The 20149-nt window shown below is 41.6% G+C and carries 19 protein-coding genes and 1 pseudogene; 13 read left to right on the top strand and 7 right to left on the bottom strand.

Annotated elements, in window-relative coordinates; all coding sequences use genetic code 11:
• Positions 1-179 precede the first annotated feature (179 nt).
• The 7 genes from AC0J5Y_RS02805 to AC0J5Y_RS02835 all read left to right on the top strand — a co-directional run bounded on the left by AC0J5Y_RS02805 (position 180) and on the right by AC0J5Y_RS02835 (position 7259).
• A complete protein-coding gene (locus tag AC0J5Y_RS02805; RefSeq protein WP_475132062.1) occupies positions 180-1892 on the top strand; it encodes an acetolactate synthase 3 large subunit in 1713 nt (570 codons plus the stop codon).
• A complete protein-coding gene (ilvN, locus tag AC0J5Y_RS02810; protein WP_475131422.1) occupies positions 1892-2389 on the top strand; it encodes an acetolactate synthase small subunit in 498 nt (165 codons plus the stop codon). Before AC0J5Y_RS02805 ends, ilvN begins: the two co-directional genes overlap by 1 nt.
• Positions 2390-2541: 152 nt before the next feature.
• On the top strand, positions 2542-3558 hold the full coding sequence (gene ilvC / locus AC0J5Y_RS02815; protein ID WP_475131423.1) for a ketol-acid reductoisomerase: 1017 nt from the start codon (positions 2542-2544) through the stop codon (positions 3556-3558).
• Between the two features lie 282 nt (positions 3559-3840).
• Positions 3841-4266: a hypothetical protein gene (locus AC0J5Y_RS02820; protein ID WP_475131424.1), complete on the top strand. Its 426-nt coding sequence runs from the start codon at positions 3841-3843 to the stop codon at positions 4264-4266.
• Positions 4267-4644: 378 nt separating this feature from the next.
• On the top strand, positions 4645-4857 hold the full coding sequence (locus tag AC0J5Y_RS02825; RefSeq protein ID WP_010196799.1) for a cold-shock protein: 213 nt from the start codon (positions 4645-4647) through the stop codon (positions 4855-4857).
• Positions 4858-5445: 588 nt separating this feature from the next.
• Positions 5446-6195: an electron transfer flavoprotein subunit beta/FixA family protein gene (locus AC0J5Y_RS02830; RefSeq protein ID WP_011512880.1), complete on the top strand. Its 750-nt coding sequence runs from the start codon at positions 5446-5448 to the stop codon at positions 6193-6195.
• Positions 6196-6326: 131 nt separating this feature from the next.
• Positions 6327-7259 (top strand): electron transfer flavoprotein subunit alpha/FixB family protein, encoded by a 933-nt coding sequence (locus AC0J5Y_RS02835; protein ID WP_475131425.1) that lies wholly within the window; start codon positions 6327-6329, stop codon positions 7257-7259.
• A gap of 101 nt (positions 7260-7360) precedes the next feature.
• Here the strand turns inward: AC0J5Y_RS02835 and AC0J5Y_RS02840 are convergent, their stop codons facing one another.
• Together AC0J5Y_RS02840 and AC0J5Y_RS02845 are read right to left on the bottom strand one after the other, a co-directional pair.
• Positions 7361-8155 carry a TrmH family RNA methyltransferase gene (locus AC0J5Y_RS02840; RefSeq protein ID WP_475131426.1) on the bottom strand — a complete coding sequence of 265 codons (795 nt, stop codon included), beginning with the start codon at positions 8153-8155 and terminating at the stop codon, positions 7361-7363.
• 89 nt (positions 8156-8244) lie between these two features.
• Positions 8245-9228, bottom strand: coding sequence for a class 1 fructose-bisphosphatase (locus tag AC0J5Y_RS02845; RefSeq protein ID WP_475131427.1), 984 nt, complete (start codon positions 9226-9228; stop codon positions 8245-8247).
• Positions 9229-9632: 404 nt separating this feature from the next.
• On the opposite strand from AC0J5Y_RS02845, the gene AC0J5Y_RS02850 reads away from it, so the two are divergent.
• The 3 genes and pseudogenes from AC0J5Y_RS02850 to AC0J5Y_RS02860 all read left to right on the top strand — a co-directional run bounded on the left by AC0J5Y_RS02850 (position 9633) and on the right by AC0J5Y_RS02860 (position 12546).
• A complete protein-coding gene (locus AC0J5Y_RS02850; protein ID WP_475131428.1) occupies positions 9633-10706 on the top strand; it encodes an aspartate carbamoyltransferase catalytic subunit in 1074 nt (357 codons plus the stop codon).
• Positions 10707-10808: 102 nt separating this feature from the next.
• The gene (locus AC0J5Y_RS02855) at positions 10809-11990 is read left to right on the top strand and encodes a dihydroorotase (protein ID WP_475131429.1); all 1182 of its coding nucleotides are present in this window, start codon (positions 10809-10811) and stop codon (positions 11988-11990) included.
• 1 nt (position 11991) lies between these two features.
• A pseudogene (locus AC0J5Y_RS02860) lies at positions 11992-12546 on the top strand (DUF2127 domain-containing protein).
• 80 nt (positions 12547-12626) lie between these two features.
• Here AC0J5Y_RS02860 and AC0J5Y_RS02865 read toward each other — a convergent pair.
• The 4 genes from AC0J5Y_RS02865 to AC0J5Y_RS02880 all read right to left on the bottom strand — a co-directional run bounded on the left by AC0J5Y_RS02865 (position 12627) and on the right by AC0J5Y_RS02880 (position 17150).
• Positions 12627-13412, bottom strand: coding sequence for a hypothetical protein (locus AC0J5Y_RS02865; protein WP_475131430.1), 786 nt, complete (start codon positions 13410-13412; stop codon positions 12627-12629).
• 131 nt (positions 13413-13543) lie between these two features.
• A complete protein-coding gene (locus AC0J5Y_RS02870; RefSeq protein ID WP_475131431.1) occupies positions 13544-13699 on the bottom strand; it encodes a hypothetical protein in 156 nt (51 codons plus the stop codon).
• Positions 13700-13745: 46 nt separating this feature from the next.
• A complete protein-coding gene (locus tag AC0J5Y_RS02875; protein WP_475131432.1) occupies positions 13746-15392 on the bottom strand; it encodes a DUF2254 domain-containing protein in 1647 nt (548 codons plus the stop codon).
• A gap of 189 nt (positions 15393-15581) precedes the next feature.
• Positions 15582-17150, bottom strand: a complete 1569-nt coding sequence (locus tag AC0J5Y_RS02880) for a YihY family inner membrane protein (RefSeq protein ID WP_475131433.1) — start codon at positions 17148-17150, stop codon at positions 15582-15584.
• 252 nt (positions 17151-17402) lie between these two features.
• Between AC0J5Y_RS02880 and wrbA the strand changes: the two genes are divergently transcribed.
• Together wrbA and AC0J5Y_RS02890 are read left to right on the top strand one after the other, a co-directional pair.
• Positions 17403-18020 carry an NAD(P)H:quinone oxidoreductase gene (gene wrbA, locus AC0J5Y_RS02885; protein WP_475131434.1) on the top strand — a complete coding sequence of 206 codons (618 nt, stop codon included), beginning with the start codon at positions 17403-17405 and terminating at the stop codon, positions 18018-18020.
• Between the two features lie 52 nt (positions 18021-18072).
• Entirely contained in the window at positions 18073-18555 is a 483-nt protein-coding gene (locus AC0J5Y_RS02890) for a hypothetical protein (RefSeq protein WP_475131435.1), read from the top strand.
• 67 nt (positions 18556-18622) lie between these two features.
• Here the strand turns inward: AC0J5Y_RS02890 and AC0J5Y_RS02895 are convergent, their stop codons facing one another.
• A complete protein-coding gene (locus tag AC0J5Y_RS02895; RefSeq protein ID WP_475131436.1) occupies positions 18623-19363 on the bottom strand; it encodes a DUF3108 domain-containing protein in 741 nt (246 codons plus the stop codon).
• 486 nt (positions 19364-19849) lie between these two features.
• On the opposite strand from AC0J5Y_RS02895, the gene AC0J5Y_RS02900 reads away from it, so the two are divergent.
• Positions 19850-20143: a co-chaperone GroES gene (locus AC0J5Y_RS02900; protein ID WP_025652227.1), complete on the top strand. Its 294-nt coding sequence runs from the start codon at positions 19850-19852 to the stop codon at positions 20141-20143.
• The last annotated feature ends 6 nt before the right edge of the window (positions 20144-20149 follow it).

Here is a 20149-nt window from a genome sequence, read left to right on the forward strand (position 1 = left end):
TCTATAACACAGTGTAACTTAGACGTAGCTGGCACATATTCTTGCCACAAAAAAAGGTGACGACAGTGACGCAAACCACGCAAAGTCCGAATATGACTGGACATACCCAAACGGGTCATGCTGCCAAGAATTTCCCTGAAAAGCAGCAACGCCTCGCCGAAGGAAGCAATGAGCCTGTAATGCTATCTGGTGCTGAGATGTTGGTGCAAGCACTAACGGATGAGGGCGTCAAATACATTTTTGGTTATCCAGGCGGTGCGGTCCTTCATATCTATGACGCCTTATTTCAACAAGACAATGTTGAGCATATTCTGGTACGTCATGAACAAGCTGCAGGTCACATGGCAGATGCTTATTCACGAGTAACTGGCAATACGGGTGTGGTGCTAGCAACTTCAGGTCCTGGGGCAACCAATACCGTGACGGCTATCGCAACCGCCTTTATGGACTCTGTACCGATGGTGATCATCGCAGGTCAGGTACCTAGTAGTCTGATTGGTGAAGATGCGTTCCAAGAAACTGATATGATTGGCGTATCGCGCCCTATCGTGAAGCACAGTTTTCAAGTTCGCCATGCCAGCGAAATTCCAATGATTGTCAAAAAAGCCTTTTATATCGCACAGTCTGGACGTCCGGGTCCTGTTGTCATCGATGTGCCAAAAGACATGACTGCGCCTAGCGAAAAATTTGCTTATGAATATCCAAAAGAGGTATTTATTCGCTCATATCAGCCATCATTAAAAGGCCATAGTGGTCAAATCAAAAAGGCGGTTGAAACCCTACTTGCTGCCAAACGCCCGATTGTTTACTCCGGTGGTGGTGTGGTTTTGGGTAATGCCTATAAAGAGTTAACGGCGCTTGCCCATCGTTTAAACCTACCCGTCACTAATACTTTAATGGGCTTGGGTGCCTTTCCTGGCTCGGATGAGCAGTTCTTGGGTATGCTTGGTATGCATGGCACTTATGAAGCCAATATGACCATGCACCATTCTGACGTTATATTGGCAGTTGGTGCACGTTTTGATGACCGTGTGACCAATAATGTCAAAAAATTCTGTCCAAATGCGACGATTATTCATATTGATATCGACCCGACGTCTATTTCAAAAACGATCTTTGCTCATATTCCTATCGTTGGTGATGTCAAGTCAGTGCTTACTGATATAATAGATATTATTGGTGAAGATAAAAAGCTAGATCAACAGGCGCTATTGGATTGGTGGTCACAGATTAATGAGTGGCGTAAGCGTCATGGTCTGCGCTATGACACCAGCACTGAGCATGGGATTAAGCCACAAGCAGTCGTTCAAGCCTTAGATAAAGTGACTAATAGTAACGCGATTATCACGAGTGACGTGGGTCAACATCAGATGTTTGCGGCGCTTTATTATACTTATAATGAGCCGCGTCAATGGCTGAACTCAGGTGGGCTTGGTACTATGGGCGTTGGCTTGCCGTATGCAATGGCGGCGAAACTTGCTAATCCTGATCGTGATGTGGTCTGTATTACCGGTGAAGGCTCTATTCAGATGAATATCCAAGAGCTATCAACCTGCTTGCAGTATAATTTGCCAGTTAAAATCCTAAACTTAAATAATGCACAGTTGGGTATGGTGAAACAGTGGCAAGATATGCTGTATGAAGGTCGTCATGCACACTCTTACATGAATTCTTTACCAGACTTTGTAAAACTGGCGGAAAGCTATGGTCACGTCGGTATCAAGATTACCGATCCTGCGACTATGGAAGCACAATTGGCTGAAGCCATGGCAATAAAAGACAGGTTGGTATTTATTGACGTTTGTGTCGATCGTAATGAGCATGTGTATCCGATGCAGATCGCTGGGCAGACGATGCGTGATATGTGGTTAACAAAAGGGGAGCGTACCTAATGCAACAACAACATCTGATTTCGGTATTGATGGAAAACGAAGCGGGTTCGTTGTCGCGAGTGGTTGGTTTATTCTCTCAACGTGGCTACAACATCGAAACCCTAAACGTTGCGCCAACTGATGACCCAAGTATTTCACGTTTGACGGTCACTACCTTTACGTCACCTGAAAAAATAGAACAAATCACCAAACAATTGCATAAATTGATTGAAGTGGTTAAAGTGCTTAATCTCTCAGATACCGTACACGTCGAACGCGAATTGATGCTAATCAAAGTACGTGCGACGGGCGGTGTACGTGAAGAAATCAAACGCAGTGCAGATATCTTTCGTGCTCAAATCGTTGACGTCAATGCCAATTTATATACGATTCAGATCGTCGGTGATAAAGCTAAGCTTGATGGTTTTATTGATGTCATTGGTCGAGAACGTATCATGGAAGTTGTACGTTCTGGCGTCATTGGTATTGCTCGTGGTGACAAAACGTTAAGTCTATAATCAGCGTTTATGATTATTAAAAGGTAGTATTTTAAACTTATTTATTCAACATCAACATAGCGCTTATCTCACCAATCACGTCGATAAGGTGACTATAATTTAAGTGTTTATTTATCCATGGTACGCCATGATTTAGGAAAAGGACTCTGTATATGAACGTTTATTATGATAAAGATTGTGATTTATCAATCATCCAAGGTAAAAAAGTTGCCATCATTGGTTATGGCTCACAAGGTCATGCGCACGCGCTGAACCTACAAGATTCAAACGTCGATGTGACCGTTGGTTTACGTGCCAACTCTGGCTCATGGAAAAAAGCGGAAAACGCTGGCTTGAAAGTTGCTGAAGTTGCCGATGCGGTAAAAGCTGCTGACGTTGTTATGATTTTGACGCCTGATGAGTTCCAAAAAGCGCTCTATCAAAACGAGATTGAACCTAACATCAAAGAAGGCGCTACTCTTGCCTTTGCCCATGGTTTTGCCATTCATTATAATCAAGTAGAGCCACGTGGCGATCTTGATGTGATTATGGTTGCACCAAAAGCACCTGGTCATACAGTACGTTCAGAATTCGCCAAAGGCGGTGGTATCCCAGATCTTATCGCTATCTATCAAGATGCGTCAGGTCAAGCCAAGCAATTAGCACTATCTTATGCTGCTGGTGTTGGTGGTGGACGTTCAGGTATTATTGAAACGACCTTTAAAGATGAAACTGAAACGGACCTATTTGGTGAGCAAGCGGTTCTTTGTGGTGGCGCAGTAGAGCTAGTAAAAATGGGCTTTGAGACCTTAACTGAAGCTGGCTATGCACCAGAAATGGCTTATTTTGAGTGCTTACATGAGCTCAAGCTTATTGTCGACTTGATGTATGAAGGCGGTATCGCTGACATGAACTACTCAATCAGTAACAACGCTGAATATGGCGAATATGTGACTGGTCCTGAAGTGATCAATGAGCAATCACGTGAAGCCATGCGTAATGCGCTAAAACGCATTCAATCTGGCGAATATGCAAAAATGTTCATCAGTGAAGGCGCAACCAACTACCCATCAATGACGGCTCGTCGTCGTAACAATGCAGAGCATCAAATCGAAATCACGGGCGCTAAGCTACGTGGTATGATGCCTTGGATCGGTGGCAACAAAATCATCGATAAAGACAAAAACTAATTTGCTATTGAGTAATTAGTAAAAATTTAGTCTAAAAAATCCCATGTTATCAGTGATAGCATGGGATTTTTATTTTTAGTAGGCGCTGTTTTATAACGTATTTTTATCATCGCCAGTCTGTGCTGGTTGAAAATCTCTTGTAGCTGCCTAATATAGGCAAGCATCATATCTATTAACGGCTTATCGGTTAAATAGGTATCGCTATTTTTATCCTTGTTATTTTTATTCTTGCGATATCAATGTCAAGGATTCTTTTATTCTATAGATTACAGGTTGTCTGTTGTGCAAATATCTTATCCTGATTGGCTAACACCTCAATTCATATACCTTACTCTGAGCGCTGTCATTGCCGTTTTGATTTGGATTGAAGGGGAGATGCTCAAAAAAAACCGTGGCAAACTACCTAACTCTAAGTTCTTTCAAATCAGCTCAATTGTAGATACTTCATGGTTTTTTATCTCAGTTGTGATGCTATATACGATTGATTTGACACCATTAGCCGTTGCTGTCCCAGTGGCTTATGGTCTCTATACGACCTTTGGCTGGATCTATGGCGCACGTTTATTGAAGCGTAAAGGCATTCCTGACTCTCCGAAAGACTTGGTCATACCTGCTAAATATATCGCTTATAGTCAGTCATTTTCACTGATATTTTTTGCGCTATGTTTACTGGTATTGAGCTCACCGTGGCTACCAATTTTTCTATAGTTTGCTTTTAATACAGTAGCAAATATAATTCTTATCACTGTGAGTTGTCAAAAGCGATATCTAACGTTATTGTAAATCTCCAAAGGTAAATGGTAAAAAAGCATTCTATATCAACATATTAAGTCTCAAGTAATTGGTCAGTAATAATTATTCAAAATTGCCTTAAATAGATTACAAAAATCATCAATTTAAGCTGTTGCGCTTAAAAAAAGCTGTTATAATCAGCTTGTACTCAAAGGATTTCGGGTAAAAATATTAAGATCTCTAACAGAGGCTTCAATGATTTTACCCACGCATTCTGCAAGAAAACCTTAGGTATATATCAATTAATCGGTGATGACATACGTCTCGCCAACAGTTAAAGAGTTAGGAAAATTTATGTCAGATAAAGTTGAAGGCACTGTAAAGTGGTTTAATGAAGCTAAAGGTTTTGGTTTTATCGCGCAAGACAACGGCGGACAAGACGTATTCGCTCACTACAGCGCTATCCAAGGCGGTGGTTTCAAAACTCTAGCCGAAGGCCAAAAAGTGTCTTTCATCTTAGGTGATGGCAAGAAAGGCCCACAAGCTGAGCAAATCGAAGCTATCTAATCTCATTTTACATTGAGTAAGCTGTTTTTCAGTGCGCTTAATGACAATAAGATTATCAATATGCATTGATGCCTTTGTTTGTTAAAACAATAAAAATACTGTTTAGACTTTAAAAAAGAGCAACCTCTGATCAGGTTGCTTTTTTTATGATCTTTTTTTGATTCAATTCTTATGATAACGAGATGATATTGGTTTGTATGAATAGTTATAAATGACTTAGATAGCTTGTAAAAGCCAGAAAACAATAAGAATAATGATTAGAAAATGGCGTGATTAGGCGCTTATAAACTATTTATCTTAAAATGGTGACAAATTTATGACGCATTATTCACGGCGTTGTCTTGACCTTAGGGCTGAGCTCACGCAAGATACATAGGTCTGATAATAACGGTTGGCTTAGCTTTGGCAGATTTTTTAGATAGAGAGTGTGATACCAGTATATTGTCATGGTCTGATATTTTTTATTACATTATAGATGCTGACGCAGCAATCAACCTTGAGTACTATTTCGAACGACGATTTTAAAGAAATGAACCTTTGGTTCTAAACTGGCAATTTTAATTCATAACCTTAATAAACGAGGAACGTATGAAAGCATTAGTAGCGGTCAAGCGTGTCATTGATTACAACGTAAAAGTTCGTGTAAAAGCTGATAATTCTGGCGTAGATTTATCTAACACTAAAATGTCAATCAACCCTTTTGATGAAATTGCAGTAGAAGAAGCGGTTCGTCTTAAAGAAGCGGGTGTGATTGATGAAATCATCGTTGCCTCAATTGGTCCAAAAGAGTCGCAAGAACAGATTCGTGCCGCTTTAGCACTGGGTGCTGATCGTGGCATTTTGGTCGTAACTGATGCAAAACCTTATCCTCTACAAATCGCTAAAATCCTGAAAAATATCGCTGAATCTGAAGCTACCGATATTATTCTGCTAGGTAAGCAAGCGATTGATGATGATAATAACCAAACGGGTCAAATGCTAGCGGCGTTGATGGGTATTGGTCAGGGTACATTTGCATCAGAAGTAAAGGTTGAAGGCGATAAAGTTAATGTAACGCGTGAAATCGATGGTGGTTTGCAAACGGTTGCGCTTGATTTACCAGCAGTTATTACGACTGATTTACGTTTGAATGAGCCACGTTATGCAAAATTGCCTAACATCATGAAAGCGAAGAAAAAGCAGCTTGATGAAAAAACACCTGCTGATTTTGGTGTTGATATGGCATCTAAGCAAGAAATCATTAAAGTTGTACCACCTGCTGAGCGTAAAGCTGGTATCAAAGTGGGTTCAGTTGATGAGTTGGTCGATAAGCTAAGAAACGAAGCAAAAGTCATTTAATACTTTGCTAATGCCTATCTACTACAAAGCCATAGAGTCCTAAATAAGTTTTATTAAATTTGGATATAAGAGGGCTTTGTATACCAACAACCGCATGAATAGATGATACGAATAAATAAAGGACAAAAACAATGGCAATTTTGGTATATGCAGAACACGACAATGCCAGTCTAAAAAAGGCAACTTTGAATACGATCGCCGCCGCTCAGCAAATTGGCGGTGATATTCATGTATTGATCGCTGGTAGTGGTGCGCAAGCAGCAGCTGATGAAGCGGCAAAAGCAGCAGGCGTCAGTAAAGTATTGCTAGCAGACAACGCAGCTTATGAGCATCAACTGGCGGGTAACTTAGCGCTATTGGTCGCTGATATTGCTGGTGAGTACAGTCATATTCTTGCACCTGCTACAACAACTGGTAAAAATTTCTTACCACGCGTTGCCGCATTACTTGATGTGAGCATGTTATCAGAAATCTCTGCTGTGGTAGATGCGCAAACGTTTGAGCGTCCTATCTATGCTGGTAATGCGACAGCAACGGTTAAAACGGCAGAAGATAAAGTGGTATTAACCGTACGTACTACTGCTTTTGATCCAGTGGCGAGTGAAGGTGGTTCAGCCGCTGTTGAAACTCTTGACAATTTGCAAGAGCTTGGCAAATCAAGCTTTGTTAATGAAGAGATGGCTAAGTCTGACCGTCCAGAATTGACATCAGCCAGCATCGTGGTTTCTGGCGGTCGCGCCCTAGCAAATGGTGAAAATTTCACTAAATATATCGAGCCATTGGCTGATAAGCTTGGCGCTGCTGTTGGTGCATCACGTGCCGCAGTTGACGCAGGCTATGTACCAAACGACATGCAGGTTGGTCAAACGGGTAAAATCGTTGCACCAGACTTATATATCGCAGCTGGTATTTCAGGCGCTATTCAGCATTTAGCTGGTATGAAAGATTCTAAAGTTATCGTTGCTATCAACAATGACCCAGAATCGCCTATCGCTAGCGTTGCCGATTACTTCTTAGAAGCTGATTTATTTGCAGCCTTACCTGAATTGACCAGTAAAATCTAAGTACTTGTTAGTGAAAGTGAAATAAAAAAACCCGCTATCATTGATTGCGGGTTTTTTTACATTCAACTTAAAAATCGTCTTGTTGTTTCAGTTAAATGATATTAGCTATAACTTCTTTGGCGTAATGTCTCATACAAACATAGTGAGCCTGCAATCGCAACATTGAGGCTTTCTTGCCCATTGGGCTGTGGTAAAGCGATAGGGGTTGCGCACTGCATCAGCTCGTTACAAACCCCTTGACCTTCATGCCCCATAATCCAAGCGATTGATTTTTTTAAATCATGCTGATAGATGACGGTGTCAGTATGCGAGCTGGTGGCAAATAAAGGGGTTTGCACATGGTCTAAAACCTCTTGTACACTTAATCCCTCATATATATTTAGGGCAAACTGGGCACCCATTCCTGCTCGCAATGTTTTTGGTGACCACGCTTGCGCAGTAGCGCTGGTGCAAAGTATGTTTTTGATTCCAACAGCTGCTGCTGTACGCAGTAATGTGCCGACATTACCACTGTCTTGAACATCATTGAGAATCAAGCAGTCATCATAAATCATAGATAGGCTAGGGGTTGGCATCTTAATCACTGCCATAATATCAATCCCAGTACCTAAGTTACGAATACTTTCATAAAGCGCATCCGACAAGGTTAAGATAGGCGTATAAGTGGGCAAGCGAGTGAGAACTTGCTGCACCTCTGGATGATAGTGTGCGGACTCTGCTAGCAATATTTGCACAAATGGATAATCACTACGAAGGGTGGCATCAATAAGATGAATACCTTCAATGACAGTTTGTCCATGTTTGTTACGTTGGCGAGCTTGCGTCAATAACGCCTTTACTAGCTTGACCATGGTATTCTTATCTGAGGTAATAAGCTCGGTGGGATTTGCTACCATAATAGATCGCTTAGAGAAAAAGTATAAAATATAGACAGCACCCATAAAATGATTATAAATATGGCTTTATAGGTGCTGTCAAAATGTGCTTAATTATCACTGTAGTTTAAGTGCAACTCTTTAATATAGTCGACTTCATTTTTACTGCCAAGTACTACAGGCACACGTTGATGAATGTCAATCGGCTCTATATCTAAAATGCGATTGACTGCATCCGTTGCCCCGCCACTAGCACGTTCAATTAATAAACTCATGGGATTGGCTTCATACATGAGACGTAATTTGCCTGCTTTATTGGCGTATTTGGTATCAAATGGATATGTGAATAAACCACCGCGGCATAGAATGCGATGAACATCACCAACCATGGCGGCAACCCAGCGCATATTAAAATCGCGACCACGTACGCCTGTCTCGCCAGCGATAAGCTCATCGATGTATTGCTGCATTGGCGCGCGCCAGTAACGGTAGTTTGAGGCATTGATAGCATATTCACTAGTATCGCCATCGATTGTGACGTTTTCTTCTATTAATACGTAGTCATTGGTATCTGGATCTAGGCTAAACATGACTACAGTATCTGTGATGGTCAGCGCGAGAACGGTAGAGGTGCCATAGAGTAAGTAACCGGCTGCTAGCTGCTGATTACCCGCTTGTAAAAAGTCGCTATTTTTACTAACTTGACCTTGACGCTGGTACGGTAAAATCGAGAATATGGTGCCGACAGCCATATTGATGTCGATATTAGACGAGCCATCGAGTGGATCAAACAATACCAATAAACTGCCATCAACATTGGCAGGAGTGGCATCGTCAAGCTCTTCTGAAGCAACACCAGCACAATGGCTGTTTTGTGCTAAGGCATCTAACAATAAATCGTTGGCCAATACATCTAACTTTTTTTGGTCTTCACCTTGCACGTTTTGATTACCCGCTTCACCAAGGATGTCTGCCAAAGCGCCTTTTCTTAAGAGCTTTGAGATGGTCTTGCCAACGTCAGTGACGGTAGTGATAACATCATTGAGGGCAAGAGTGGTGGCGTTAGTGTTCAAATACTGTGTTAAGGTTGTCATAGTGTCTCCTAATGAATAATTCTGATAAAGAGTAGTACAAGCTAAGTATGGAATGCGTGTTTAAGAATTGATTACGTTATATTGACATGAGAGATATTGTTAAATACTGACTAAGGCGTCTTTGTCCTGACCTGAAAATCAGCTACACTAACACTATTATTATTCAATTATGGTTTAAGAGGTCGTCTTTTGATACAGTTGCCAAATGATGTGCTGCTATTCTCTAAGATGAGAGCAGCATCTATTTTAGTATTGCTTATATCACTGCGGTAAATTGTAGCAAATAAGCAGCAAAATGTCCTTGTCTGTATGCATGTCTGCCGTATTATCGAGCCAAAACCGTTAAAAAAATGAATGATAACTTCTTATAAAATCATACAAACCCTTAATGAAGACGTGTCCTTATGTCAAATTCTCTCGTTAGCCAATCAATACCTACCGTCTCGCCGACAGACTACGCAAGATTTGATCCTGATACGATTCATGAAAAACTTGATGCGTCATTGAGTCGTCCGCAGCTCAATACTGATGGTAGTATTCGTCATTTTTTAGGTATCGAAGGTCTTAATAAAGCCCAGCTGCAGGCGATTATCGCTAAAGCTGAATCATTTTTTGATGATAAGGGACAGCTGATTAATCGTCCTGAGCTTGAAGGTTATACGGTGATGAATCTGTTTTTTGAGCCATCGACGCGCACGCGTACCACGTTTGAGGTAGCAGAAAAACGTTTAGGTGCTAATGTATTAAATATCGATATCGAACGCTCTAGTACCAAGAAGGGAGAGAGCTTACGCGATACGCTATGGAATCTGCAAGCGATGACGGCAGATATCTTTGTGGTACGTCATTCAGCATCAGGTGCAGCACATTTTATGGCGACTGAAGTGACACCAGATATTGCCATTATCAATGGTGGTGATGGCTGGCATGCTCATCCAACCCAAGGCATGCTTGATATGCTGACCATTCACCGTGAGGCGCCGCGTCCTTTTGAAGAGCTGTCGGTTGCAATCGTTGGCGATATCAAACACTCTCGAGTAGCACGCTCTGACATCAGTGCGCTACAAACATTGGGCGTAAAAGACATCCGTGTCTGCGCACCTCGTACGTTATTACCAAAAGGGATTGAGCGTTTTGGTGTGCAGGTATATGAGAATATGAATGAATGCGTGACGAACTGTGATGTCATTATGGGCTTGAGAATTCAAAATGAGCGTATTGGCTCTCCACTATTGGCATCATCGAGTGAATACTATAAGCACTATGGCATTACTCCTGAGCGCGTGGCACTGGCTAAGCCTGATGCTCTAGTTATGCACCCAGGACCGATGAACCGCGGTGTTGAGATTGCCTCAAGCGTTGCCGATGGTGCGCAATCTGTAATTTTAAAACAGGTTAATAACGGCATTGCTATTCGTATGGCGGTACTGTCACTGGCGATGCAAGGTCAGCGCGCGCATCAAGCGGCTGGTCATTAATATTTAGCATAATATTTGTCTTGCCTGTTTTATTCTTATTTATCCCATTTTATTGATACGGTAATAACGCTCATGGTTCACATTACGAATTCAGATGTTCATATGCACGACTTACTTCCAAAAGTATTTAAAGAATCACTGTCACAAATCGCCACTGCTCAGTTAGCACAGCTGACAAGCGAGCGCGAGACATGGATATTACCACCGCTGGTGGATTTGTGCGCCCGCTTACGTGAGCCAGGGCAACAACAGCATGGTACATTAGAGTCAGAAGGACGTGCAGCTCGTGCCAATGGTTTTTTGCATGTGGTGATTCCCCCTGATACCAATCCTATTTTAGAGAACGGTTCATTATTAAAAGGCTTACGTGAGCGTGCGCTTGAAGATGGTGGGATTTATTTACATATTTTGGGTGCGTTGACTGCTGGCTTAGAGGGCGAACGTCCGTCTAATATTGCAGGACTTAAAAAAGGCGGCTGTATTGCTGTCTCCAATGCTCGCAGACCCTTTCAAAATGACTTAGTGCTTTTGCGTACCTTGGAGTATGCGGCGACGTTTGGCATGAAAGTATTTTTTTATCCTGATGAGCCTAGTCTATCTGGTGATGGCGTTGCACATGAAGGCTATATCGCTTCTTATCATGGTCTACAGGGTATTCCTTGGATTGCAGAAACCGTCGCTTTATCAACGCAGTTGCTTATGGTAGAAGAAACGGGTATAGCGGCTCACTTTAGCCAATTATCTTGTAAGTCGTCAATTGAGCTGATGCGCTGGGCGAAAGATAAAGGTTTACCAGTTACTTGTGATGTGGCAATGCATCAGTTGTATTTAACCGATGACAATCTGGAAGGCTTTAATGCTCAAGCATATGTATTACCCCCTTTGCGTAGTAATACCGATCAGCAAGCGATTCGTCGTGGTCTAAAAGATGGCACAATTGATGCAATTTGTAGTCATCATGAGCCATTAAACAGTACCGCGAAGAAAGCCCCATTTGCTGAAAGTACGCCCGGTATCTCAAATTTTGATACCTTTATGGCGCTGGCGTGCCAGCTGGTAAAAGATGAGGTGTTAACACTTGAGCAGCTGGTCGACAAAATCTGCTTAAATCCTGCAAAAATTGCGGGTATCAGCGAGCAATATGAGACTATCGGTGGCGCAGTACTGGTTGATCCCAATCTTGAGTGGCAGGTGACTAGCGAATCCATGTTATCAAATGGCAAAAATACGCCATTCTTTAACCAAACACTGCAAGGGTGCGTTGTGGAGACTTTCTTTGGCTAATTTGCCTAGGCAGGATGATAGTCTAAAGTCTTCGTCAAAAGGCAAGTCATCAAAAGATAACCATCCGTCTTCAGACCCACGACATAATGAGCCTCGCACGACGTCAAGCGAATCTATCAAAGCAGTAGCAATCTATGAAGTCGTAAAGGGTATTGGCGCACTACTAGGTGCATTGGCTTTATGGTCGTGGCATACCGACCTTGAGCATTGGCTCATTACGGCAACGGCTTCTTGGCAACAAGCATTTGGTCAGTTATTAGCGCCGCAAGTTGACGGTGCGGTACGTATTGCACAGATGGCAAGCAAAAACTGGTCGGTATTCTTATTATTGATTTTTGCTTATGCCAGTTTGCGTTTTGTCGAGGCATATGGCTTATGACATGATAAAACGTGGGCGTATTGGTTTGGCGTTATCGGTTACGGCATCTTTATTCCTGTTGAGCTGTATTATCTGGTGGTTAGTCCGTTTGACTGGTTTAAATGGGGCATATTATTGCTCAATATTATTATCGTCATCGTAGTTTATCGAAATATGAGACGTAAAGGGTTGATATGAATCTTTAATATTTACTTGAAGAATAAGGTGATAAGACTAAATGCTTATTGTCTCTTCAAAATGTTTGTGAGTATTAGATATTAGCTATGTAGTACTTTACGAGTTTCGGCTTCAAGCCATATGTATTTGTCTTTTATATCTTGAGATAGAGAAGATAGCATAATATCTTTTATTTTTGGTAAAATCTGAGTCTGGGCATGTTCAATAACTTCAAGCTGTTTATTCTCATATAATACTAATGAACTTGAAGTTGTCATATACCGAAAACAGGTAGGGAGAGAAAAATAACTATATTTATCATCTTTTTCCATTAAGTTTTCAAAAATGCTGAAAGTCCGTGCTTTGCTAAAGTTGTCTATGCAATCCTTATCAAGAATTATTCTCGGTGTGTGAGCCTCTTTTGACTCTAAATAATACGCTTTATTCATAGCGGGTCCAAAAAGTGGTCCATTGTCCTTATGAACTAATTTTCCTACCGTTATCCCTCCCCGAATTAACAGTGAGTAATTATCCCATAGTTCAATACTTAGTTTAGCTAACAGCTCAAGTATAGACTGTGAGGCGATTATATCTTCAGCATCTGCTGATAGTACTAAGCTGTCTGAAAAGTATGAAATAGTTACAGGATGATGGTTACTCATATACTCATTCATCATTGCCACAGCAGCTGTTACTCCAGCAAGTGCTTCTTCAGGTATTTTTTCATTATTAAGTGATGCGTACATTTTTTTCTGAAGTCTATCAGGGCTCATAGAAAGTAGGGTGTGTAAAATGCTTTCAGCAAGTTCCGGTGTTTCTCCACTTTTCTCTACTAAAGCACCAAAGCCAAGAATATCGATAAACGCTATAACTTTCTTTTGATACATAAGACTTTTAACCTTGTTTTTATTTATTTTGTATTACTACTTACTTTAAGCTGTGTAGCTGATTAAAAAAGTAGTTAGTTTATCAAATAATGATTCAAATTTTTCCAGTTGGGCAAAGTGTCTTTGCCACCTTACCAATACAAACCTTGCACTAAAATAGAGAACATCACCCCAATCGTGGTCGGTAAATCAATGAAGCGATGATTGACATAAGTGAGTAGCGCAGTAACAGATAAAAAGATAACGCTAATGATAAAAACAGTCAATCCAGCCATTGTAGATGCCATAATCAAGCCCCAAATTTCGTTAAAAAACCCTTTGGCTAAAATTATCTCAACTCGATTGCGATTGCAGAGTGTGATGAACAGAGGCAGAAAACTCACTCACATATTCAAAATGTTGATGGTAATCTTTATTATTTTGGATAAAGTGCCTTGCTTGCTTGCACATGGCTTGTAAATCATTCACTAATTCAGCGTAGCTTAGATTTTCAATGCCAGCCCGCTCAATCAAAATAAGCTCATGAAGTAAAGTTTGGTATTGAGCATTATTCACACAGGAAAAGCTTAAATCCGTCATTGCCTGACATAATGCTTTTAATACCATCAAATCTGCTGCCGCATAACGCCGTATCTCACCAAGTGAGCTATCAATAAAATCTGATATCTTAGGGATACGGGTAACGACGGCAAGGACGGCTGACGGCTGATAACTGATAGTATCTGATGTATCTGTCTTATCTGATGTATCTGTCTTATCTGATGTATCTGTCTTATCTGATGGTTTATAAAAATGATATGGCGTCGGCGGCTGACAGCGCATCATAATGCTCAAACAGCTGGTCAGCGATTGAACACAGTTAACCGCTGTTTTTGGGTCATTGATACCTGGTGACAATGCACGTACGGCAATTTCAGTCATTTGCCCTAAGCTATAGGCAATATCATTAGATTGCGTCAAGCGCTGTTCAAGACGTATACAACCAGCAAAACGTTGCCAAAACAGCCCATCAGGCGAACGTGGCACAAGCGCCAAATGCGGTGTTTTTGTTTTCTGTAGGTTAGTTGGATGGTCTGCCGGACGCTGATAAAAATAGCCAATCACATTTTTGTCGGTGACAAAGTGACCGAGACTGCTATTTATTTCTACCACACCGCCATAATCTTGCGATAGAGTAATGAGCGATTCAAAATAAATCTGCTGCAAATAGCCCGAGTACGGTGAATAAATGGGCGTCGCAGACCAGTGATGAAATTGTTCAATATCATGATGCTCGATATTACGTTGGTGCTCGATATCGCAGCGGTCGCTGTACCAATAATAAATGTTTTTAATCGCCTCATTGCTGGCACCTTCAATCACATGCGATGCCTGAATGGCATGTACCATATGCTGTACGAAATAGACCAGCAGAAGGGCACAAATAATCGCCATAATAATGGCAAAGGTCACCGATAATTGCGGCACACCAAAACCAACATCGTATTTATGAATGGCTTTTAACACCAGCAGACTATAGCTAAACGTACCGATAAACGCGCCCAAGACAAATTGATTGGGTGTATCGGTCAAAAAGTTGCGCAGTAATCTAGGACCAAATTGTGAAGATGCCATCGATAATACCGCAATGGTAATCGAGAAAGTCGTGCCTGCCACGCCAAGTACTGCACCAGCAATAGTGGTCATAATAGCGCGCGCAGCGTCATCATCGCCCGTAAAGGCAAAGGTAATCTCTCTGACCATGTCGCGATCAAAATACTCATCGATCGTTACAAGGATAGGAGCGAGCAAGATCCCTACCAGCACACAGGCAGTCGGTATAAACCAGTAGGAACCAATCAGCTGTTGCCACAAATTCGTTAGGCGATCGGGTAAATTGGTAAGCGTTTTTAGCGACCATAACTGAAAAAACTGCCGCAGTTTTTTGAGGCTTGACGTTGATAGACGGTTCAATAAATTGTCTTCAGCATGTTTAGTCAACGTGAGCAGCTCCAAAAATGATCGTAGTATTTCTTTAGTTGCCAGCAGTTCTAGAGTCAGACTGCTGACAACTAAAGCTCTTAAAAACAAATTACCTGATTCACTGCAAATAATCCATTAAAAACAGGATAAAAAAACAAGCCCTATTTGGAGCTTGTTTGTTATAGAGAGGTCTTGTTATTTAGACACTCAAATCGATCTTGGGTTATCGGCTTCTGTAATAATATCGCGTTTAACATTAGAGAAATTAGCGTTTATTCGATTTTTATCGTTAATGCTGTCTTGTGGAATAAGGGTTTCACGATTGTGCTCGTCACGCTCTATGTCGCTATCCTTATCATAAGCGGCTGGTTCAAATTTCGGTATGTCATCTTTATTATCTAGAGGCTCTTGTAATAAATGACTGGAGGTCGCCGCGCTAGATTTCCTAAAAAACTCATTTTTCTCTTTTTGGAGCTTTGCGTTTTTATGGTTAGTGGATTTGTTATCAGAGGTTTTCTTACGTGGTTCACTATGGGCAAAAATAGCACCGAGCGGTACATTCAGTTGTGCTTTGGCATAGGCTTCGGTATTTTCGAAGCGATTAACCAATAGGCTAAGCCAAGGTTTTTGATCTTCTAAGCTCATTTCATCCAGCTCATCTTTGATAGGCAATGGATAAGGCAGAGTACGATAAAAATCCCACAAGGTCATTTTGCTCAAATCTCTTTTGAGTACATAGTGCTCATCTTCTGTCATGGTAATCAAGTTGCTGTCTTGCAGATAATTGATATAGGTATACCATTTTGGCAGCTCTTTGCGTCCGAGGACATTGCGTAGCGCTTGTTCGCTCACCGCTTCGCCTTTTAAGTGATGGGTATAAACGAGATTTAACATATCAAGCAAGCTTAAAAATGGATGTCGCGGATAAACCTCTTTTGTCTCAAATATCGTTAGGGTATAGCTGATCTCAACCCCTAATAAAATTAGGTTCCATGACAGATATATCCATAATAAGAAAATCGGCAGCGCAGCAAATGCCCCATAGATCGCTTCATAGCTGGTAAAGTTCGCCATCACTGTACCAAATAGATGTTTCATCAGCTCAAAAACAATCGCTACAAAGACACCTGCAATCGCAGCATTTTTTGCTGGGACTCGCGCTTTTGGAATAAACCAATACATACTGATAAAACCAGCGATCGTAACTGCAATCGATACTATCTGTACCCAAAACGACCAATCAATACCATAGCCGCCAATTTGTCTATTTAACAAACTCAGGCTTTGTACAGCACTTGAGGCGATGAATGCCGTACCTAATACTAAGGGACCCAATGTGACGATGGTCCAATAGCGCAGCATACTTCTCATGCCGCCAGAACGATCTTCCACGCGCCATATCTGGTTGAAAGCGCGCTCAATAGTGGTCAAAGTCATGATGGTAGTAAAAAGTAAGAACATCGCCCCAATGATGGTGAGATTTGATGATTTTTCAGCGAAGGTATTGATATATTTACTGACTTGCAAGCTCGATTGTGGCAGCAAGTTGCTATAAATGACTTCATAAATCTGCGCCCTAACCGAAGCAAGTGCTGGCACTGAAGACAAAATCATCAACAGTACGGTTAATATAGGCACAATCGACAACAAAGTCGTATAGGTTAATGATGCCGCTTTTTGCTGACAATTATCTTCAAAAAAGTGCCGCGTCAAAAAACGTAAGAACTGAAACCAACGTTGGTGTAAAAAAGGTATTTTTTTTAATAGATTTTCCATAACGACCATCTAGCAGGGATAATAGGGTGCGGATAGTGTAGCAAACATGGTCTGTCTGAATCTGCGCCTTAATTGTGTCAATATGCATTAGATTGTATTGAGTAGTTAAATAAAGTACTGCAGATGATTTGCTTGGGTGCTAGGTTAAGTATGCTGCCAAGTAGCAGGGTTTGTTTGCATGTCGGTGAATGACTCGGGCATAATGGGCAGTAGCTATATTACTGTTAACGATTTTATAAGGAAGTTTTGCTAATGAGTCAGACCGCCCCTTATGTTTTGGTGCTCTATTATTCAAATTATGGTACGACTAAGACATTAGCCTATGCTATCGCTCAGGGTATCGAGGAGGCAGGCATGACCGTGCGTATCCGTACGGTGCCGACCGTTGCGCCCGAAACCACGGCAAACAAACCTGCGATTCCTGATGAAGGTGATTTATATTGCACGATGGAAGATCTAAAAAATTGCAGCGGGCTGGCACTTGGTAGCCCAACCCATTTTGGTAATATGGCCGCACCCATGAAGTATTTTTGGGACAATACCGTCACCATTTGGCTGGCAGGCAATTTACAGAACAAGCCAGCGTCAGTATTTACGGCAACAGGCTCTATGCATGGTGGTCAAGAGACGACCTTGCTTACGATGATGTTACCACTGTTGCATCATGGCATGATGATTGTGGGCGTACCTTATGCTGAACCTGCTTTAAACCGTACCACGCGTGGCGGTTCACCCTATGGTGCCAGTCATGTGAGTGGCGCATCCCATGATCAGCCTGTATCTGCTGATGAGCGCGAGCTTGGGATCGCTCAAGGGCGTCGCTTGGCGATTACGGCAGCTGCATTATCGCAAGCTAACTGGGGTCGCTAATGCGCTCATCTATTACTGTTTGGCATGAACAATTAGGAAATATATACCTCTAATGGCTACTAACCTCTCTCATGACGACGGTCAACCGCAAACAGTCGCAGCCGTTAATCAAACAACCCAGCTGCTAAAGCCTGTTAATCCTATCCGTCAGCGTTTAATAGTAACGTGGCTAGTATGGCTGGCGTTTAGATTACTGGCGCTGCCGATTTTAATCAGTGTTTTGAATCCTAGTCGTCCTGATATCATCGGTGGTATCGCATGGCAAGCACTATGGCTGATACCAGGGTTTGTCTTAACGCCATCGATACTACGCGGGCGCTCGCCTTATGCGCTATTAATAGACAGTATGTTTACTTTGGTGTACTTAGGGGCAAGTGGGGTCGTATTATTCACACGTGCTTATGGCAGTAGTTGGGCAGAAATCGCTGTTTATTTCATTGATTTCGTTTTGCTATTTGCGATTAATATCTGGCTGTTTATCTTATTAAAGCGCCTACCTTCGATGAATAATGTGGTAAAACAGCCGCGCTCATAGGTTATTGCATCGCAAATTGCGCAATAGGTCCTTAAAGTTTTTAATGTATTAAGCTTGAGTATAAATACTATTGGTTCACTTTAGACAATTCTAAATCCATCTTCTTACCATCATTAATCTGACTGACTTTCACTGGCAGATAATCTAAGCTTGGTGCTAGCCAAAAACTGGTCGATCGGCTGTTGTCTTCATGGATACGGTCGACACGCACGGTATCAAAGGTACCAGCAGGAACCGTTATCTTGGTATTACCAGATTTTTTAAACGGCGTTTTCTCGATTTTATCGTGTTTTGCCATATAGTAATTGCCAGAGAATTTACCGTTTAATAAATCTTGGCGAATTTGCACCTCAAGGCTTAAGTCATCAAAAGCTTGCTGAGACATATTCATGGTCGTCGATTTGCCCCTATAGTTGCTCACTACCTTTTTACTGCTCGGATTAAAGTCTAGCTTATGCGTACGGCCAACACCCAATAACTTATAGGTCGTGCTGGCTTGTGTCGGACTGACATTGTTGGCTTTGATAAGAAAGGTGCTGCGCTGATTGGCGCTTGCGACACCAGCGACTCGCGCATTGACATCATATTTCCACGCGTTGCCTGATTTAACCAAACTACGAGTGGCTGTGCCTTTATATTTATCCTCAACCGTAAACGTATAACTGGCGCTCGACGGCTGAATATCTTTTGCGCTTGCAATCGTTGATGCGGTCATGCTTAACGCTCCGATAGCGGCAATGCTAGCACTGCTGGTTAAAATCGTTAAAAATGTAGAATTACGATGTTTTTTATCATTATAGAGGGTCATTGATATTCCTTAATTAATTCGTATCATATAGTAACTGCAGCAATGCTGTATTACAAAACTATGATGTATTAATAGTTTTGTAGTACAGATCGGGTTATGTTTACAAAGACTATAATGGTCATACTTTGTTACACTTTCAAGGGGCAAGCATGTCGCGAACGTTTGCCTCTTGTAGCCGATATTACGCTAATGACTTGTATCATCAATCTACGTAACTTACTGTAATTCTGGCAAGACAATGCCTATTATTTGAAGGTTGTCTATTGTTTGTTCTGGTTTTCTCATAGGTGTTATCTGCAAATAAAAATTCTTGTAAATTTTTGAGCTTTACACTTGAAGGCTACTCACTGCGCCCCCACTTTTTGATACAAGCTCAAGGCTTATCTTAGTAAAAGCATTTTTTATAAAATGGCTTTTGAAGATAGGATGTTGAGACTAACAGACCAAATAAATCTTTAACTCAAATAACCAATTACTGGAGACATATTGATGAATATTCGTCCTTTACATGATCGTATTGTTGTCCGCCGCATAGAAGAAGAAACAAAAACGGCTGGTGGTATCTTGCTTCCTGGTTCAGCGCAAGAAAAGCCTTCACAAGGTGAAGTGCTCGCAACCGGTAACGGTCAGATTCGTGACAACGGTGAAACTCGCGCGTTAGATGTAAAAGCTGGCGATAAAGTCTTGTTCGGTCAATATGCTGGTCAAACGGTAAAAGTTGACGGCGAAGAACTACTTATTATGAAAGAATCTGATGTATTGGGTGTACTAGAAGGCTAATTGCTT

It is taken from the genome of Psychrobacter sp. TS_SC_6 (assembly GCF_056156305.1).

Excerpts from the sequence above, each read along its gene's own strand:
- AC0J5Y_RS02805 (WP_475132062.1), top strand. The coding sequence starts at position 180 with ATGCTATCTGGTGCTGAGATGTTGGTGCAAGCACTAACGGATGAGGGC.
- ilvN (WP_475131422.1), top strand. The coding sequence starts at position 1,892 with ATGCAACAACAACATCTGATTTCGGTATTGATGGAAAACGAAGCGGGT.
- ilvC (WP_475131423.1), top strand. The coding sequence starts at position 2,542 with ATGAACGTTTATTATGATAAAGATTGTGATTTATCAATCATCCAAGGT.
- AC0J5Y_RS02825 (WP_010196799.1), top strand. The coding sequence starts at position 4,645 with ATGTCAGATAAAGTTGAAGGCACTGTAAAGTGGTTTAATGAAGCTAAA.
- AC0J5Y_RS02830 (WP_011512880.1), top strand. The coding sequence starts at position 5,446 with ATGAAAGCATTAGTAGCGGTCAAGCGTGTCATTGATTACAACGTAAAA.
- AC0J5Y_RS02835 (WP_475131425.1), top strand. The coding sequence starts at position 6,327 with ATGGCAATTTTGGTATATGCAGAACACGACAATGCCAGTCTAAAAAAG.
- AC0J5Y_RS02840 (WP_475131426.1), bottom strand. The coding sequence starts at position 8,155 with ATGGTAGCAAATCCCACCGAGCTTATTACCTCAGATAAGAATACCATG.
- AC0J5Y_RS02845 (WP_475131427.1), bottom strand. The coding sequence starts at position 9,228 with ATGACAACCTTAACACAGTATTTGAACACTAACGCCACCACTCTTGCC.
- AC0J5Y_RS02850 (WP_475131428.1), top strand. The coding sequence starts at position 9,633 with ATGTCAAATTCTCTCGTTAGCCAATCAATACCTACCGTCTCGCCGACA.
- AC0J5Y_RS02855 (WP_475131429.1), top strand. The coding sequence starts at position 10,809 with ATGCACGACTTACTTCCAAAAGTATTTAAAGAATCACTGTCACAAATC.
- AC0J5Y_RS02865 (WP_475131430.1), bottom strand. The coding sequence starts at position 13,412 with ATGTATCAAAAGAAAGTTATAGCGTTTATCGATATTCTTGGCTTTGGT.
- AC0J5Y_RS02870 (WP_475131431.1), bottom strand. The coding sequence starts at position 13,699 with ATGGCATCTACAATGGCTGGATTGACTGTTTTTATCATTAGCGTTATC.
- AC0J5Y_RS02880 (WP_475131433.1), bottom strand. The coding sequence starts at position 17,150 with ATGGAAAATCTATTAAAAAAAATACCTTTTTTACACCAACGTTGGTTT.
- wrbA (WP_475131434.1), top strand. The coding sequence starts at position 17,403 with ATGAGTCAGACCGCCCCTTATGTTTTGGTGCTCTATTATTCAAATTAT.
- AC0J5Y_RS02890 (WP_475131435.1), top strand. The coding sequence starts at position 18,073 with ATGGCTACTAACCTCTCTCATGACGACGGTCAACCGCAAACAGTCGCA.
- AC0J5Y_RS02895 (WP_475131436.1), bottom strand. The coding sequence starts at position 19,363 with ATGACCCTCTATAATGATAAAAAACATCGTAATTCTACATTTTTAACG.